14 protein-coding genes are annotated in these 15,480 nt (G+C 70.5%); 5 read left to right on the forward strand and 9 right to left on the reverse strand.

Annotation, left to right across the window (positions count from 1 at the left end; genetic code table 11):
* Position 1: 1 nt before the first annotated feature.
* Genes D7Y04_RS24985 through D7Y04_RS25000 form a run of 4 tightly spaced genes read right to left on the reverse strand, consistent with a single transcriptional unit; the run spans position 2 to position 3,423 of the window.
* Positions 2-1,846, reverse strand: a complete 1,845-nt coding sequence (locus tag D7Y04_RS24985; RefSeq protein ID WP_121760912.1) for a methyl-accepting chemotaxis protein — start codon at positions 1,844-1,846, stop codon at positions 2-4.
* Positions 1,843-2,211 (reverse strand): protein CrdC, encoded by a 369-nt coding sequence (locus tag D7Y04_RS24990; RefSeq protein WP_120563960.1) that lies wholly within the window; start codon positions 2,209-2,211, stop codon positions 1,843-1,845. Before D7Y04_RS24990 ends, D7Y04_RS24985 begins: the two co-directional genes overlap by 4 nt.
* Positions 2,212-2,215: 4 nt before the next feature.
* Positions 2,216-2,650, reverse strand: coding sequence for a chemotaxis protein CheW (locus D7Y04_RS24995; protein WP_120599992.1), 435 nt, complete (start codon positions 2,648-2,650; stop codon positions 2,216-2,218).
* A 23-nt stretch (positions 2,651-2,673) separates the two neighbouring features.
* Entirely contained in the window at positions 2,674-3,423 is a 750-nt protein-coding gene (locus tag D7Y04_RS25000; protein ID WP_121760913.1) for an OmpA family protein, read from the reverse strand.
* A 176-nt stretch (positions 3,424-3,599) separates the two neighbouring features.
* On the opposite strand from D7Y04_RS25000, the gene D7Y04_RS25005 reads away from it, so the two are divergent.
* The 4 genes from D7Y04_RS25005 to D7Y04_RS25020 all read left to right on the forward strand — a co-directional run bounded on the left by D7Y04_RS25005 (position 3,600) and on the right by D7Y04_RS25020 (position 7,829).
* Positions 3,600-5,060: a sigma-54 dependent transcriptional regulator gene (locus tag D7Y04_RS25005; protein ID WP_121760914.1), complete on the forward strand. Its 1,461-nt coding sequence runs from the start codon at positions 3,600-3,602 to the stop codon at positions 5,058-5,060.
* A 183-nt stretch (positions 5,061-5,243) separates the two neighbouring features.
* Positions 5,244-5,816: a hypothetical protein gene (locus tag D7Y04_RS25010; RefSeq protein ID WP_121760915.1), complete on the forward strand. Its 573-nt coding sequence runs from the start codon at positions 5,244-5,246 to the stop codon at positions 5,814-5,816.
* Positions 5,803-6,186, forward strand: a complete 384-nt coding sequence (locus tag D7Y04_RS25015) for a GIY-YIG nuclease family protein (protein ID WP_121760916.1) — start codon at positions 5,803-5,805, stop codon at positions 6,184-6,186. Before D7Y04_RS25010 ends, D7Y04_RS25015 begins: the two co-directional genes overlap by 14 nt.
* A gap of 125 nt (positions 6,187-6,311) precedes the next feature.
* Positions 6,312-7,829 (forward strand): Hsp70 family protein, encoded by a 1,518-nt coding sequence (locus D7Y04_RS25020; RefSeq protein WP_120578852.1) that lies wholly within the window; start codon positions 6,312-6,314, stop codon positions 7,827-7,829.
* Here D7Y04_RS25020 and D7Y04_RS25025 read toward each other — a convergent pair.
* Positions 7,826-10,564 carry a response regulator gene (locus tag D7Y04_RS25025; protein ID WP_121760917.1) on the reverse strand — a complete coding sequence of 913 codons (2,739 nt, stop codon included), beginning with the start codon at positions 10,562-10,564 and terminating at the stop codon, positions 7,826-7,828. The genes D7Y04_RS25020 and D7Y04_RS25025 overlap by 4 nt on opposite strands.
* 117 nt (positions 10,565-10,681) lie before the next feature.
* Positions 10,682-11,881, reverse strand: a complete 1,200-nt coding sequence (locus tag D7Y04_RS25030) for a hypothetical protein (protein ID WP_120595871.1) — start codon at positions 11,879-11,881, stop codon at positions 10,682-10,684.
* Positions 11,882-12,082: 201 nt separating this feature from the next.
* Here D7Y04_RS25030 and D7Y04_RS25035 point away from each other — a divergent pair, with 201 nt between their 5' ends.
* A complete protein-coding gene (locus D7Y04_RS25035; RefSeq protein WP_233601567.1) occupies positions 12,083-12,460 on the forward strand; it encodes a two-component system response regulator in 378 nt (125 codons plus the stop codon).
* Positions 12,461-12,470: 10 nt separating this feature from the next.
* Here D7Y04_RS25035 and D7Y04_RS25040 read toward each other — a convergent pair whose 3' ends face one another.
* From D7Y04_RS25040 to D7Y04_RS25050, 3 genes are all read right to left on the reverse strand, one after another.
* Positions 12,471-13,145, reverse strand: a complete 675-nt coding sequence (locus tag D7Y04_RS25040; RefSeq protein WP_121760918.1) for an SOS response-associated peptidase — start codon at positions 13,143-13,145, stop codon at positions 12,471-12,473.
* Positions 13,146-13,200: 55 nt separating this feature from the next.
* Positions 13,201-14,640, reverse strand: a complete 1,440-nt coding sequence (gene dgt / locus D7Y04_RS25045) for a dGTP triphosphohydrolase (RefSeq protein ID WP_121760919.1) — start codon at positions 14,638-14,640, stop codon at positions 13,201-13,203.
* A 130-nt stretch (positions 14,641-14,770) separates the two neighbouring features.
* On the reverse strand, positions 14,771-15,442 hold the full coding sequence (locus D7Y04_RS25050; protein WP_120595874.1) for a DUF2378 family protein: 672 nt from the start codon (positions 15,440-15,442) through the stop codon (positions 14,771-14,773).
* Between the last annotated feature and the right edge of the window lie 38 nt (positions 15,443-15,480).

Consider the following 15,480-nt stretch of genomic DNA (forward strand, 5'->3'; position numbering starts at 1 on the left):
GTCACCCGCCTCCCGTCGCGCCAGGAGCCCCGCCGGAAGCTCCGGTGGATTCGCCGCCAGTCGGCTCGACATGGAAGCGCCGCACCACGTGCTGGAGGTCCGCCGCCAGGGCGGACAGGTCCGCGTTGGCCGCCACCATCTGCTTGGTGGCCGCGGCGTTCTGCTCGGTGACGCGGAGGATGTCCCCCATGGCCGCCGCGAGCTGATCCGTGCCCGTCTGCTGCTGCAGCGTCGCCAGCGAGATGCTGCGCACCGCGTGCGACGTCTGCCGCGCCAGCTCCAGGATGAGGCCCAGGCTGTCGTCCACCTGTGCCGCCAGCAGCGTGCCCAGCTCCGTCGTCTTCAGGCCCGCCTCCGTGGCCATCACCGCGCCATTCGTCGCGTCGCGGATCTCCCCGATGAGGCCTTCAATCTCCTTCGTGGAGCGGATGACGTTCTCCGCCAGCCGGCGCATCTCCGCCGCCACCAGCGAGAAGCCCCGCCCCACCTCGCCCGCCTTGGTGCCCTCCAGCTCCGCGTTGAGCGCCAGCAGGTCCGACTTGTCGGCGATCTCGTTGATGAACTCCACCACCTTGCCAATCTGCTGCACGCGCTTGTTGAGGCGAACCACTGCCTCCGCGATGGCCTCGTTGTCCTCCTTCATGCGCTGCATGGCGCCCAGGAAGGCGGTGGCGCCGCGCTGGCCGGACTGCGCCGCGCCGAAGGTCGTCTCCGCGATGGTGGACACGGACTCCGCGTTGTCGGCGATCTGCTGCGCGGACCGGGCCAGCTCCTCCGTGGTGGCGCTGGTGGCGTTGAGCGCCCCGGCCTGCTCGTCCGCGCCCACCTCCTGCTCCGTGCTGGTGGCCACCAGTTGCTCGGTGGTGGAGGAGATTTGGATGCCCGCCCGCTTGAGCTGCGACAGGGCTTGCACCAGTTGCACCTGCATCTGGGTGAAGGCCGCGGAGGTGGCCCACACCTCGTCCTCGGCGTGGATGACGCGCGGGGGCCGCACCTCGCCGCGCGCGATGCGCGTCGCGTCCTCGGTGATGGCGCGCAGGGGCTCCGACAGCGCCGTGCCCGCGAGCGCCGCGGTGCCCAGGATGAGCAGCGTGACGATCCCCGCGATGAGCCCCAGGGGCGGCCCGCCTCCTTCGCGCGCCCGCGCCATCACCTCCATGCGCGCCTCCGGCGTGGTGGCCTGGGTCCACGCGTCCACCACCGTCACCGTGCGCGTGAAGGCCACGTCCAGGATGAAGAGCGACGGGCTCAGGACCGCGATGGCGGTGAAGACCACCAGCCTGCGGCGGATGTGCATGCGCCGGGGTGGCAGCGCGGCCAGCACCTCCAGCGGCGCCGGCCCCAGCGACACCAGCCGGTCCAACGTGGCCCGCGCGCGGCGCACCACCATCAGGTAGGTGAGCATGGCGCTCAGGGGCCCGATGGACAGCCCCAGCACCATCACCCGCACACCCTCCGTCCACGGCACGTCCGCCAGGGTGGGGAAGGCCAGGGCCACCGTCAGCGTGCCGCCCAGCCAGCCCTGCATCACGAACCAGAAGCTGCGGCCGGGGATGGCCGCCACCTCCTGGACCGCCACCAGCAGGTGCTCGGACGTGGCGGGCAGCCGGCCCTCGCCCAGCGCGAAGAGCGTGCGCAGGGCCCGCGTGTCGCGCGCGTACCCCACGCTGATGAAGAGCACGAGCGCGCCCAACATCAGCCACGTCAGCGGCGTGCGCCCGGTCTCCGGCAGCGTGTGCGACAGGTGGATGTGGAGGAACGCGATGGCCACGCCCAGGCAACTGCCCGGGATGCGCGGCCGCGTCGTCCAGCGGCCCAGGGAGCGCACTTCCAGCGGCGCCATCATGCGCCCTCCCCGTCCAGCCCGCGCAGGTAGCGTTGGAAGGCGTCCAGGCTCAACAGCGGCCAGAGCACCCCGCGAGTGATGACGAAGCCGCGCAGGCTGCCTCCAGAGGACCCCGCCACCACCGGCGAGGGCGGCAGCACGGACAGCACCTCCGAGTCGATCTCCAGCCCGTCCACGCCCACCGTGCCTCCGGTGGCCGTCACCAGCACGCGCTGGGCGCCACCGGCCCCCAGGAAGGCCCGGTGGGCGGACACGGTGCCCGCGTCCGGCGCGGCGATGGAGGCCACCTCACCCGCCTCGAAGGCGATGCGGTGCGGCCCCACGTGGCACAGGAGCGTCCCCTCGACCCGGCCTGCGGGAAGCATGAGGCTAGCCGCCCTGGCTGAGGTGGTCGAAGAGGCCTTCCGGGTCGATGACGGCCACGTCGCGCGAGCCGCTCTTCACGGGGCCGCGCAAATGGACGTGCACCCCCGAGGGGCCCAGGGGCTCCAGCGGTCCCATCAGCGCGGACACACCGGCGACGCTGCTGGCGGTGAGGGCGAGGGTGCCTCGGGACAGCCGCACCAGGACGGCGCGGCGGGACCCGGCGGTAACCCCGCCCACCAGCAGGCTCATGTCCACGACGGGGATGACTTCACCCCGGTGCGCGAACACACCCAACAGGTGGGGCGGGGAACCCGGTACCCGCGTCAGCTCGGGGAAGGTAACGACCTCCGCCGCGGCTTCCGCAGGCACCGCGTACCAACTGCTTCCACAGGCGAAGACAAGGTAGGACTGACGCGTTTCCGACTCTAGGGCGGCCATGCGCGCCAGAGCCTACCCCAGAACTAGCGCTGGAACTCCACGCGGCGGTTCTCCGCCCAGCCTTCCTCGGTGCCCGCGCTGGACACCGGGCGGGTCTCACCATAGCCCACCGTGGACAGCCGGTTGGACGGCACGCCCAGGTCGACCAGGTAGCGCTTCACGGCCGCGGCGCGGCGGTTGGACAGCTGGAGGTTGTACTCCTCCGTGCCGCGCTCGTCCGCGTGGCCGCCCAGGGTGATCTTGCCCTGGCTCGCCTTGATGCAGGCCGCCAGCTCGCCCAGGCGCGACTGCGCGCTGGAGTCCAGGGTGGACTCGTTGAAGCCAAAGGGCACCGGCGAGTAGTCGCACTTGGAGCTGGCGTCGGCCGTCACGCACTTGCCGGACTGGCACTCCTGGCCCTCACCGCAGTCGGTGCTGGCGGTGCAGGTGTCGCGGGGCGCCTGGCAGCGGCCGGCCTGGCACTTGCCACCGTTGCACGCGGAGTCGTCCTTGCACTGGGCCTCGGCGCACTTGCCGGCCTCGCAGATGCGGCCGGTGCCACAGGCCGCGTCCGTGGTGCACTCAGGAGGCTTGGGCGCGCACTTGTTGGCCTGGCAGGTGAAGCCTTCGCGGCAGTTCGCGTCCGTCGCGCACTCCTGGCACTGGCCCTGGACGCAGACCTCGCCCTTCTCCTGGCACTGCTCGTCGTTGTTGCACTTGGGGTAGGTGGGCGGGCACCCGGTCAGCACGGCCACGGCGAGGGCCAACCCGGCCCAAAGCGAAATCCGACGCATCATTCCTCCGACAGCAACCACGGGAAAAGAGAGGCCCACAGGCGGTGGGCCGAGGCTGTCGCGTCTAGTCGCACCCACCGGGAAGAGTCAAAAGATTTGTCTTTTCCTCGGACCCGGGGGCAACACGAGACCCTTGATGCCCCGATTATTTCCGTGAGAGTGTGAACGGTTTGCCCATGCCCGCTGCGGTCCTCATCGTTGATGACGAAAAGAACATCCTCCTCACCCTGAGCCAGTCGTTGCAGCTGGCCGGCTACCGCACGGAGTTGGCCAGCAGCGGGCAGGTGGCGCTGGACGTGGTGAGCGCGCGGCCGGTGGACGCGGTGTTGATGGACGTGAAGATGCCGGACATGGACGGCCTCACGGTGCTGGCGAAGCTCACGGCCCTCAAGCCGGACCTGCCCGTCATCATGATGTCCGGCCACGGCACCATCGACACGGCGGTGAAGGCGACGCAGCTGGGGGCGCGCGACTTCCTGGAGAAGCCGCTGGCGCGCGACAAGCTGCTGGTGGCGCTGCGCAACGCGCTCAAGCACCAGGCGGCGATGGAGGAGTTGGAGGAGCTGCGCGCGCAGCTGGGCCGCTTCGACATGGTGGGCGGCGGGCCCGCCATGCAGCGCATCTTCTCCCTCATCCAGCGCACGGCGCCCAGTGAGGGGCGCGTGCTGATCACCGGTGAGAACGGCACCGGCAAGGAGCTCATCGCGCGGGCGCTGCATCAGAACTCCCGGCGCAAGGGCGGGCCGTTCGTGAAGCTCAACTGCGCCGCGGTGCCGCACGACCTCATCGAGAGCGAGCTGTTCGGCCACGAGAAGGGCGCCTTCACCGGCGCGGTGAGCGTGCGGCGCGGCAAGTTCGAGCTGGCGCACGAGGGCACCCTCTTCCTGGACGAGATTGGCGACATGCCGGCCGCGATGCAGTCGAAGCTGCTGCGCGTGCTCCAGGAGGGAGAACTGGAGCGCGTGGGCGGCGCGGAGACGCTCAAGGTGGACGTGCGCGTCATCGCCGCGACGAACAAGAACCTGGAGAAGGAGATCGCCGCGGGGCGCTTCCGCGAGGACCTCTACTACCGGATCAACGTCGTGCAGATTCACTCGCCGCCGCTGCGCGAGCGCCGCGAGGACCTGCCGGACCTCATCGACACGTTCCTGCGCGAGGCGTGCGCGAAGAACGGGCGGCGGCCCCTGGCGCTGTCGCCGGACGCGCTCGCGGTGATGAGCGCGTATGACTACCCGGGCAACGTGCGTGAGCTGCGCAACCTGGTGGAGCGGCTGGCCATCCTCTGCGAGGGGCCGGTCGTCTCGCGCACGGACGCGCTGGAGCTCTTGCCCCGGGGCCGTCCCCTGCCCCCCATGCCCGAGCCCACCGTGGGCGGTGACGTGCCCGCCGTCGCGGCGCCCCTGCCCGCGCCCGCCGCGCCTGAGCCCACCGGCGCGAACCCGGGCGGTTGGAAGCCGCGTGTGGATCAGACCTTCCGCGAGCAGGTGGAGGACGCGGAGCGGGAGATCATTCAACGAGTGCTCGCCCACACGCATGACAACGTGACGGAGGCGGCGCGGATCCTCGACCTGGAGCGAGGGCACTTCTACAAGAAGATGAAGGCCCTGGGCCTGCGCCGCGGTCAGTCCGAGTCGTAACGAGCATCCCGGCTGCGTTTGACGACCGTGGGACGCGTCTGCTCTATTCGTCCCACGGGTGCCGAGGGGTGCCCGCCGCCCGGAAAGACGACGTCACCCTCGCTTCACCCGCTGTCGCCAGAGCCCCGATGAAGTCCTTCCACGGTCCCCCAACGGGTGAGGGCCAGCACCGGAGGATTCGTCATGGGAACCGGCAGCACCCTCCCCGTCACGCTTCATGAATACAAGGTCCGCGCGTCCCTGCTCCTCAAGGACCTGGACTCGTCCGACACGGCCCGCGCCACGCGCGCCGCGGAACGGATGCGCGCCCTGCCCTTCTTCGCGGCCCTGTCCCTGGGCGAGGTGCTCGCGCGCCGGGACGCCGTGCAGCACAAGCACGGGCTCGCCGTCGTCGCGCGCGAAGCAGGGCACACCACATGGACGGAGCTGAAGCAGACCCTGGAGGGCGGTGCGCGGGCGCTGGACACGCGCGCCTTCTTCCAGAAGGGCCAGAGCCCGTTCCTCAACCGGTGGTTCTCCACCTACGAGGAGGCCTCGCGTTCACTCGACGCGCAGGGCGGCTTCCTCTTCCCCTTCCGAGACCAGTGCTTCATCTGCGAGGCCGACTTCCTCCAGGCACTGGGCATCGACTCGCGCGACGTGGACTGGGAGCGCATGGGCCGCGACTGGGTGCGCCCGCGCGACCTTGCAGCGAAGGAGCGGCTGGAGGCGAAGCTCGTCTCGCTGGGCTTCGGAGGTCACCATGTCGTCCGGTGATGACTCGCGCGCGGCCCGCGCGGAACGCAAGCGCGCCTACAAGGAAGCGGAGGTGCCCATGGGCATCTACGCCATCCGCTGCCACGCCAACGGCAAGCTGTTCGTGGGCCATGCCCTCAACCTGAGCGCGATGTTCAACCGCATCCGGTTCGAGTTCGCCCAGCGCATGCACCGCGTCCCCGAGCTGCAGGCGGACTGGGAGCGCCACGGCGAAGCGGCCTTCTCCTTCGAGGTGTTGGACAAGCTCCCACCTCGCGAGGAGCCCGGCGGCCCTCCGCCCGTGGAGGAGTTGAAGGTGCTGGAGGAGATGTGGCTGGAGCGCCTGAAGCCCTACGGCGACGCCGGCTACAACACGCCGCCCAGGACCTGACACGGTGGGTTCAACCGACCTCCGCGCCCAGGCGAATGGCGCTGTCCGGGAGCACCCCTGAGCACATCCCGCCTGCCGTGCCGGGTGCCCCGGCGCGGCGGGACGTGCGAGGATGGAGGCCCCCCATGAGCACCAGCGCCGCCCCCATCCTCGGCATCGACTTCGGGACCACCAACACCGCGGCGGCCTTCTTCGACAAGGCGAACAAGCTGCGCGTGGTGCCCATCGCGGACAAGAGCCTCACGCTGCCCTCCATCGCGTGGTTCCACGCGGGCGACAAGGCCATCGTCGGCCCCGCGGCGCGGCGGCAGATCATCGACGACCCGCGCCACACCATCTTCGGCGCCAAGCGCTTCCTGGGCCGCCGCTTCCAGTCCGAGTACGTGGCCCGCCACCGCAACCGCTTCGCCTTCGAGCTGGTGGAGGGCCCGGACGGCTACACCGCCGTGGAGGTGTACGGAAAGGTGACGCCGCTCATCGACGTGGCGCACTTCATCCTCAAGCACCTCAACACGCTGGCCACGCACGCGGCCGGGACCCCGTTCAAGGAGTGCGTGCTCACCGTGCCCGCGCACGCCACCATCCGCCAGCGCGAGGCCATCCGCCGCGCCGCGGAGAAGGCGGGCCTGCGCGTGCGCGCCATCGTCAACGAGCCCACCGCCGCGGCGCTCTACTACGCCAACCTGCGCAACCCCGAGCAGACGGTGATGGTGTTCGACCTGGGCGGCGGCACCTTCGACGTCACGCTCATGTCCGTGCAGAACCGCGTGGTGAAGGTGCTGGCCACCGGCGGCGACGCGTTCCTCGGCGGCGCCAACTTCGATGAAGCCATCGTGGAAGCGCTGGTGGACGACTTCCAGAAGCAGCACGGCATCGACCTGCGCGGCAACAAGGTCGTGATGCAGCGCCTCGTCTTCGCCGCCGAGTCCGCGAAGATGGCGCTCTCCAGCGGCGCGTCCGTCCCCATCCGCATCCCCTGCATCACGCAGAAGGACGGCGCCTTCGTGGACTTCAACGTCACGCTCACCCGCGAGCGGATGGAGGCCATGGTGTTCCAGCTCATCGAGCGCACCGCCGCCGCGTGCGACGACGTGCTGGAGAAGGCGGGCCTGAAGCCGGACGCCATCGACGAGCTGGTGATGGTGGGCGGCCAGACGCGCATGCCCGCCATCCGCAAGCGCCTGGCCCACTTCAAGAAGCTGTCGTCGGATAAAGAAGTGCACCCGGAGCTGGGCGTGGCCGTGGGCGCGGCCATCCTGGGGCGCAACCTGGCGCGCGGCATCAGCGGCCTGTCGGACGTGGTGCCCATGCCCATTGGCGCCATGGTGCCCGGCGGCGGCCAGCACGAGGTGCTCCCCGCCAACACGCCGGTGCCCGGCACTCGCTCCGTGGACCTGGAGCTGCCGCCCTGGCCGGGCCCCGTGCCGGTGGCCCTCTTCGAGGCCCTGGACCGCACCACCGTGGAGCGCGAGCTGTTGGGCACCGTGCGCATCGAGCCGGACTGGCGCGTGGCCCACCCGGGCCCCACCACGCTGGAATTGCGCATGGGGCCGGACTTCTCCCTCACCGCGAGCCTCGTCGCGAAGGATGGTCAGCGGCAGCCCCTCACCATCAGCGACCCGAACGCGCCCCAACGCGCCTAGAAGGCGTCAGGCCTTGGCCCGGACACCACGGTGCCCTTGAGCTGCTCCAGGAGCTGGCGGCTTTCGTCCAGCGCCTTCTGGCAGTGGGCGACGAGCGGCTCCATCCCGTCCAGCACCCGGGCGTCCGCGCGCTGCTCGATGTCCCAGCACAGCGACTCCAGCATGGCCGCGCCGAAGTAGGCCGCGTTGGACTTGAGCGTGTGCGCGGCGCGCGCCAGGTTCTCCAGCTCGCCGCGCGCGAGTGCCCCCCGCGCGTCCTCCATCAGCCGGGGCATGCTCTCCAACGCGGTGTCCACGAGCTCCGGGAGCATCCGCTCCACCTGCCCGTCCAGGGACTGCCACAGCCGCTCCAGCGCGCCCGACTCCAGGCCCCGGATGCGCGGGGCCCCCATGCGCGGGCCCACTGGTGCACGGGTGGAGGGGGCGGCCCCGGGCTCGCGCTGCAGGCGCTCCCAGGCGCGGCGCAGCGCGGAGATGAGCTCCTCCACGCGGATGGGCTTGCTGAGGAAGTCGTCCATGCCCGCGTCCAGGCACTCGCGGCGGTCCGACGTCATCGCATTGGCCGTCATGGCGATGACCCACGGCTGTTCGCCGAGGGGCATGTCCCTGCGCAGCTGGCGCGTCGTCGCCAGGCCGTCCAGCTCCGGCATCTGCACGTCCATCAGCACGACGTCGTAGCGCTTGCGCGCCAGGAGGTTCAGCCCCTCGCGGCCGTTGTTCGCGGTGTCCGCCGGGTAGCCCAACCGGTCCAGCACCAGCAGCGCCAGCTTCTGGTTGGTGGGGTTGTCCTCCACCAGCAGGATGCGCAGCGGCATCTGCTCGCCGGGGCGCGAGTTGAACACGGAGCGCTCGCGCGTGGCGGGCGCGGGCGTGACGGGCATGGGCCGGGCGGAGATGAGGTCCTGGGCCAGGCACGTCATCAGCGCGTCATGCAGCTGCGACGCCTTCACCGGCCGGGGCAGCACCGCAGTGAAGAGGCCGGGCGGCTGCGCGTCGCGCTGATCAAACGAGGTGAGCAGCAGCAGGGGCAGCTCGCGCGCGTCGCGTTGCTGGCGGATGTGCGCCGCCAGCGTGGGGCCGTCCATCAGCGGCATGCGGTGGTCCAGGATGGCCAGGTCGAAGCGGGCCCCGGACTCCAGCCTGGCCAGCGCCTCCGCGCCGGAGCCCACCTCCACGATGGCCATCCCCCACGCGGCCAGCTGGCGGCCCAGGAGCTTGCGGTTGATGGCGTTGTCGTCCACCACCAGCACGCGCCGGCCGTGCAGCTTCAGCGCGTCCGGACGCAGGGCCTCCGCGCCGCGCGGGGCCTCGCGCGCCTGGAAGGTGAAGTGGAACGTGGCGCCCTTGCCCGGCACGCCCTCGCTCTCCATCCACAGCCGCCCGCCCATCGCCTCCACCAGCCGCTTGCTGATGGCCAGCCCCAGCCCCGTACCGCCGTAGCGGCGCGACACGGATTCGTCCAGCTGGTTGAAGGGCTGGAAGAGGCCCGCGCGCGCGGCCTCGGTGATGCCCAGGCCGGTGTCCTGCACCGAGAAGTGCAATTCGAAGAGGCCGCCCGGCGCGAGCGGCTGGCGCGGCGTGTCCACGGAGATGGACACCCCGCCGCGCTCGGTGAACTTCACCGAGTTACCCACCAGGTTGAGCAGCACCTGCCGCAGGCGCGCGCCGTCGCCCACCACGCTGACGGGCGTCTCGTCCGTGACGTGGTAGCCCAGGTCCAGGGACTTCTCGCTCGCGCGCATGGCGAGCAGGTCCAACACGGACTCCACGCACTGCCGCAGGTTGAAGGGCTGCTGCTCCAGTTCGACCCGGCCGGCTTCGATCTTGGAGAAGTCCAGCATGTCGTTGAGCAGCCCCAACAGCGCGTCCCCGCTCTGGCGGATGGTGGACGCGAAGTCGCGCTGCTCGGGCGTGAGCGCCGTGTCCATCAGCAGCCCCGCCATGCCGATGATGGCGTTCATCGGCGTGCGGATTTCGTGGCTCACGGTGGCCAGGAACAGGCTCTTGGCCTGGTTGGCGTCCTCGGCGGACTGGCGCGCCCGCTGGAGGTCGGTGACGTCGTGGTAGATGGCGATGAAGCCCATGGACTGGCCGGCCACCGTCACCGGCATGGCGCGCAGCTCCACGTCCACCACCGTGCCGTCCTTGCGCACGCGCTTGGTGACGACGTGCACGCGGTCCTTGCTCAGCACCTCGCGCGACGTCTCCTCGGCCTGCGGACGGATGTCGTCCACGTTGGCCACGAGCTTGAGGATGTTGCGGCCCAGCGCCTCCTGCGGCGCGTACCCGAAGAGCCGCTCCGCGGCGGGGTTCCAGGACAGCACCTCGAAGGCGCGGCTGATGGTGACGATGGCCACCGGGCTGTGGCGCACCACCGCCTCGAAGAACTCCTTCTGCTGCCGGAGGATGGACTCGGCCGCCAGGGCCGCGTCCAGGCCCCTCAGCAGCAGCAGCCAGCCGCCGTCCTGCGGCACCGCCTGCACCCGCACGGAGCGCACCGGGCCCACCGGGAGTTCCGTTTCCAGGGCAGCGTCGCCCGGGGAAGAGACCTGGGGGGGCGTCCAACCCGGCAGCACGCCCTCCACGGACTGCCCCACCCACAGGTCGCGAGGGCCCAGCAGCGCCTCCGCGGCGCGGTTCACGGCCACGACCCGCAGGGTCGGGTCCAGGACGAGCACGCCGTCACGCGTGTGCTCGAACAAGGCCGGATACGCGCTGGGTGGCAGTTCGGGCAAACTTCCCCCTCCGTTCAAGAACTGTAGGTCAGTCGAGGCGCCAGTTCCATGTCATCCACGGAAAACCGTGGAGGTGGGCAGGCGCAGGCCTTTTCCCGGTGCTCCCGGGACGGCGATTCAGGGGGTTGGAAGGCCTGCCTGGCCATGCAGGGGGGCGGGATGTTTCGTTCTGTTTCCATGCAGCGGCGTGAGGTCACCCAGGGTGCTGGCGAGGACGCCCCGGGCGATGCGTGAGCGGGCCCATTGGCCGGGGGTCCAGGGGATCCATGCCACGGAGGAGGCCAGGGAGGACATTTCTGATGCAGGGTCCTCCAACGTCACACCTCGCGTGCGTACCTCATGCGCTGCGAGCGTGGGGCAGCCGGCGTCCGCCAGGTCGCGGTCGAGCGCGGCGGTGGCCTCATCCAGGGAGGGGGCCGCGAAGGACTCCAAGAGCCGCGCGTGGAAGGCGGTCTCCGTCAGGGCGATGCACCGGTTCGCCTCCGTCGCGCAGCCGCGGGCCTTCCGGGCCACGTCCGGCGGGGCGGCGAGTCCCGCGAACTGGGGGGCCGCTTGGAGCAGGGCGTTCATCCGGGCCGTCTGCTCGGCGGGCATGGGCGTCCAGTCCTCCGGGGGCGAAGGCATGGCGTCGTGCGCGAGCCGCTCGATGTCGAGCAGGTTGACGGCGAGCGAGCCGCCCACGAGCGAGTCCGTGCGCAGGCTCAGCCACGCCAGGTGGCGCACCTGCTGCGCGGCCTCCACCGGGTGGCCTGTCCTCAAGCCGTGGAGCATGCGGAACTTCGCCCAGCGCTGGAGGAGGAAGAGGTCGGGGACCTCACCGGCGGCCCAGTTGAAGCGGCCCTCGGCGCTCAGGGGGCTGCCGTTGAACAGGTCCCACCGGTCATAGGCCAGCAGCCGGACCATCCAGTCGAAGTCCAGGCGAGACACGTCGATGTTCGCGGTGAGCCACCGGCCCTGTTTCAGGTCCAGGGCCTCTTCGCGAAGCGACTCGGGAAGGACGAGCGGCGAGCCTTCTGGAGGGGGCCGCTTCAGGTCGCGCGACCAGGGCAGCCAGGCGTTGAGCAACAGCCCCGCGTCCCCTTCCGTCCGGCCTTCATGGAACCAGGGATCGGCGCCCAGCATGGCCTCTTCGGCGCAGTAGGCGTCCACGTTCGCGGCCAGCGCTTCGCGGTGCAGACGCAGCGGGGTTTCGAACCTCCCCTGAAACCATGCCTCCACTGCCAACAGGCCGGCACCGGCCAGTACGGCGAGCCCCGTCAGGGAGGCCACGGCGATGCGCCGGCGCCTGCCTGGCGCGACCCTGTCGGAGGACGTCATGGCGCGAATCCTAGAGGGCTTTTTCCAGAGCACCCAGGAAGTGTCCCGGGCCGCGGCGCCACTGTTTCAGGGCAGACGGCCAGCCAGCCCCCTGCCTCACTGGCCGTGGATGGAACCGCCGGCCCGGAATCATTGGTGGGCCCTGGGCAGTGCGGTGTTCGGGCGACCTAGCTTTCCTTTGACCACACGGAAGAGAGAGCCGTGCCCGACGCGACAACCCCGCCCTTGATCCTCCTCATCGATGACGAGCCAGAGCTGGAAGTGATGGCCCGTTACCTCGAATTCGAAGGCTACTCCGTGCTGACGGCGACCAATGGTGAGGAGGGATTACTGGCGCTGGCTTCCTGCCGCAAGCCCTGCATCGTCCTACTGGATTTGATGATGCCGGTGATGGACGGACACGGATTCCTCCGCCGGATGAACGACGACGCGACGCTGTGTGGGATGCCCGTCTTCGTGCTCACCGCCAGCTTCCAGACGGAGCACATGGCCGGCGTCGTCGGGACCTTGCAGAAGCCCCTGCACATGGAGCTGTTCAAGGAGGCGGTGGCGCCCTACTGCGCGCCCACGGGGGAATAGAAAGCGCGGCTCAAGCCGCGATGCGGGCCACGCACTCCGGGCTGTCGTTGGCGGGCGAGTTCACCCCGCGCGCCACCTCGTAGACGTCCAGCGGCGCGTCCATCGCGGGGACGAGCAGTGGCAGCAGGACGGACGCCTCTTGCGGCTCCGGGCGAAGCCACACGGACTGGCCTTCCGGCGACAGGATGACGGGCATCCGGTCGTGGATGGGCGCCATCAGCGCGTTGGGGCTCGTGGTGATGATGGTGCAGGTGCGCAGCACCTCGCCCGTGTCCGGCGCCGTCCACTCCTCCCAGAGGCCCGCCAGCGCCAGCGGCTTCCCGTCGCGGTGGTGGAAGAAGTACGGCGTCTTGGGCTTCGTGGATTGCTTCCACTCGTACCAGCCGTCCACCACCACCAGGCACCGCCTGCGCTTCAGCGCCGAGCGGAAGCTGGGCTTCTCCGCCACCGTCTCACCGCGCGCGTTGATGAGCTTGTTGCCGATGGACGCTTCCTTCGCCCAGGACGGGATGAGCCCCCAGCGGAACACGTCCAGCAGCCGGGCGCCGTCGTTGGGCACCACGGGCAACAGCTGCGTGGGACAGAGGTTGAAACGCTCGCGCTCCAGCGTCGCGCGCGCGCCCGCGAGCTCCAGCTCGGCGACGAGCTGCGCGGGGGAGGTCCGGACGGTGACTCGGCCACACATGGGCGCAAGCGTAGCGCCCGGCGGCCGGCACCGCACGTTCCGGACGCCCGAGGGCCTACGTGGGCAGCTGGATGCCAGACAGGCGCTGGTACAGCTCCACCGCGCGGCTGTCCGACAGGCCGGTGATGTAGTCCGTCACGCACAAGAGCCGCTGGTACGGCGTGAGCCGCTGGATGGCCTCGTCCCTGCGCAGCGGCCTCGGCGCCGCTTCATCCGATGCCGCGAACTCCGGGCGCTGGAAGCACTCCATGGGCAAGAGCTGCCGCAGCTTCTTCTCCTCCGCGTTGGGGGACTCCGCCACCACCGACAGGGCGAACATGTCCAGCAGGCCGCCCAGCGTCTTGAAGCCCGCGCTCTCAATCTGGAGCACGCGCTCGCTCCAGTAGCCATGCTCGCGGGTGAAGTCGGTGATCTCCTCCAGCTGCGCGCGCACGTCCGGCTTGAGCGCGGTGAGCGACGTCTCCGTCCGCCCCGCCTCCAGGTCGTGCGCGTGCTCCACGAAGGCCTCCACGCACTTCGGGATGAGCTTCCCGATGGCCCGGGCCCGCGCCTGCGCCATCCGCGTCTCCAGGTGCCGGGGCGGCTTGCGGACCGTGGGCTCCGGCAGCACCGACTCCAAGAGCTGACACGCGCGCTCCATGGACACGAGCCCCAGCTTCGCGGAGTCCTCCAGGTCGATGACCGCGTAGCAGATGTCGTCCGCCGCCTCGACGAGGAAGGCCAGCGGGTGGCGGCTGAACACGCCGGGCTCGCGCTCGCGCAGGTCCGTGGCGCGGTACGCCTCCAACGCCAGGTCGACGTCGTCCTGGAAGTAACCGAACTTCTTCTCCGACACGACGCCCTTCGTCTTCTGCCGCGAGCCGGGCAGCACCGACGGACGCGGGTACTTGCTCATGGCCCCCAGCGTCGCGGCGGTGTAGCGAAGCCCGCCCCGGCGCTCGCGCGACTGGAGCCGGTTGAGGATGCGGAAGCCCTGAGCGTTGCCCTCGAAGTCGCACAGGTCCCGCCACTCGGCCTCCGTCGCGAACGGGCTCTTCGTCCCCTCCCCTGGCCGCGAGAGCCGCTGGCCCACCCAGTGCTGGATGGCCGCCTCTCCGGAGTGGCCGAACGGCGGGTTGCCGATGTCGTGCGCCAGGCACGCCGCCGCCACGATGGTGCCCAGGTGCGATGGGTCCAACTCCACGCCCTGCAGCTTCAACCCCAGGCCGGCCTGATGGCCCAGCGAGCGGCCCACGCAGGATGCCTCGATGCTGTGCGTGAGGCGCGTGCGCGTGTAGTCGCTCGTCGACAGCGGGAACACCTGCGTCTTGTCGTGCAGGCAGCGGAACTCGCTGGAGAAGACGATGCGGTCGTAGTCCCGCGAGTAGTCATTGCGCTCGTCGAGCTGCCGGTGCGCATCCTCCGCCTGCGAGGAGCGAGGTCCCGACCCGACGCGGGTGTCCGACAGGAGCCGCCGCCAGCGCTCCGTCCGTTCCTGATTGTCACTGCTGCTCACGAGGAAGAGACCTCCCGGTGCGAGGAGAGCCCCGCCATCGTGCTCCCCCGCACCGGAGGCGCAAGTTCCCGCGCCATCCAGAGCCCGACGCCCGGGGGACCGGGCCCCAACTCCCGGTCCCCCACGCGCCCTACTGGAACACCCGCCAGCGGGATGGCCTGGGGGGTTCCGTGGGCAGCGAGGCGGGCACCTCCCAGGTGATGTGGTACTCGGTGTCCAGCAGGCCCAGCTTGCGCCCCTGCACCCGCGGGTTCCGAGTCCCCACCATGGCGAGCACCTCGCGCAGCACCCCCTCGTGATACGCCGGCGGCATGAAGTCACGCCGCATGACGAACAGCGCGTCCCCCTCTCCCTTCCAGTCGACGGTGCGCTCCCCGTAGCTCACCGCCATCTGGTAGCCGGACGGCAGGTTCGTCACGAGCTTGCGAGGGTCACCCGCTGCGAGGAGCAGGAACGTGCGCCCCACCGCGGACTCCAGGAAGCTTCGCGTGGCCTGCATCCCCATCTGCCGCAGCGCTTCGTCGACCCCGCCCCACCGGGGTGACAACTGCCGCGCCGCCACCTGCGCCAGCTTGAGGAAGGTGGCCACCGGGTAGTTGAAGAAACCCACGAAGCGGCGCTCGTCGGTGACCGCCCGGCAGGCGGCCACCGCCTCCTCACCCACGCCGGTGCGCACCGTCTCCAGTACCCCCAGGAAGAACATCCCCCGGGCGGTGTCCAGCTCCGTCGCCGCCATGCGCCGCACTGCCCAGTCCGCATCCACCGCACCCGCCTCCGGGTACGGCTTCGCCTGTGCCTGCATGCCTGCCTCCGTTATCGCGTGAGCCCACGCCCCACATG

Source organism: Corallococcus sp. AB038B (assembly GCF_003668955.1).
Classification (GTDB): domain Bacteria; phylum Myxococcota; class Myxococcia; order Myxococcales; family Myxococcaceae; genus Corallococcus; species Corallococcus exiguus.

What these genes read in the sequence shown, in the direction of transcription:
- D7Y04_RS24985 (WP_121760912.1), bottom strand. Translation starts at nt 1,846, where the DNA reads ATGATGGCGCCGCTGGAAGTGCGCTCCCTGGGCCGCTGGACGACGCGG.
- D7Y04_RS24990 (WP_120563960.1), bottom strand. Translation starts at nt 2,211, where the DNA reads ATGCTTCCCGCAGGCCGGGTCGAGGGGACGCTCCTGTGCCACGTGGGG.
- D7Y04_RS24995 (WP_120599992.1), bottom strand. Translation starts at nt 2,650, where the DNA reads ATGGCCGCCCTAGAGTCGGAAACGCGTCAGTCCTACCTTGTCTTCGCC.
- D7Y04_RS25000 (WP_121760913.1), bottom strand. Translation starts at nt 3,423, where the DNA reads ATGCGTCGGATTTCGCTTTGGGCCGGGTTGGCCCTCGCCGTGGCCGTG.
- D7Y04_RS25005 (WP_121760914.1), top strand. Translation starts at nt 3,600, where the DNA reads ATGCCCGCTGCGGTCCTCATCGTTGATGACGAAAAGAACATCCTCCTC.
- D7Y04_RS25010 (WP_121760915.1), top strand. Translation starts at nt 5,244, where the DNA reads ATGGGAACCGGCAGCACCCTCCCCGTCACGCTTCATGAATACAAGGTC.
- D7Y04_RS25015 (WP_121760916.1), top strand. Translation starts at nt 5,803, where the DNA reads ATGTCGTCCGGTGATGACTCGCGCGCGGCCCGCGCGGAACGCAAGCGC.
- D7Y04_RS25020 (WP_120578852.1), top strand. Translation starts at nt 6,312, where the DNA reads ATGAGCACCAGCGCCGCCCCCATCCTCGGCATCGACTTCGGGACCACC.
- D7Y04_RS25030 (WP_120595871.1), bottom strand. Translation starts at nt 11,881, where the DNA reads ATGACGTCCTCCGACAGGGTCGCGCCAGGCAGGCGCCGGCGCATCGCC.
- D7Y04_RS25040 (WP_121760918.1), bottom strand. Translation starts at nt 13,145, where the DNA reads ATGTGTGGCCGAGTCACCGTCCGGACCTCCCCCGCGCAGCTCGTCGCC.
- D7Y04_RS25050 (WP_120595874.1), bottom strand. Translation starts at nt 15,442, where the DNA reads ATGCAGGCACAGGCGAAGCCGTACCCGGAGGCGGGTGCGGTGGATGCG.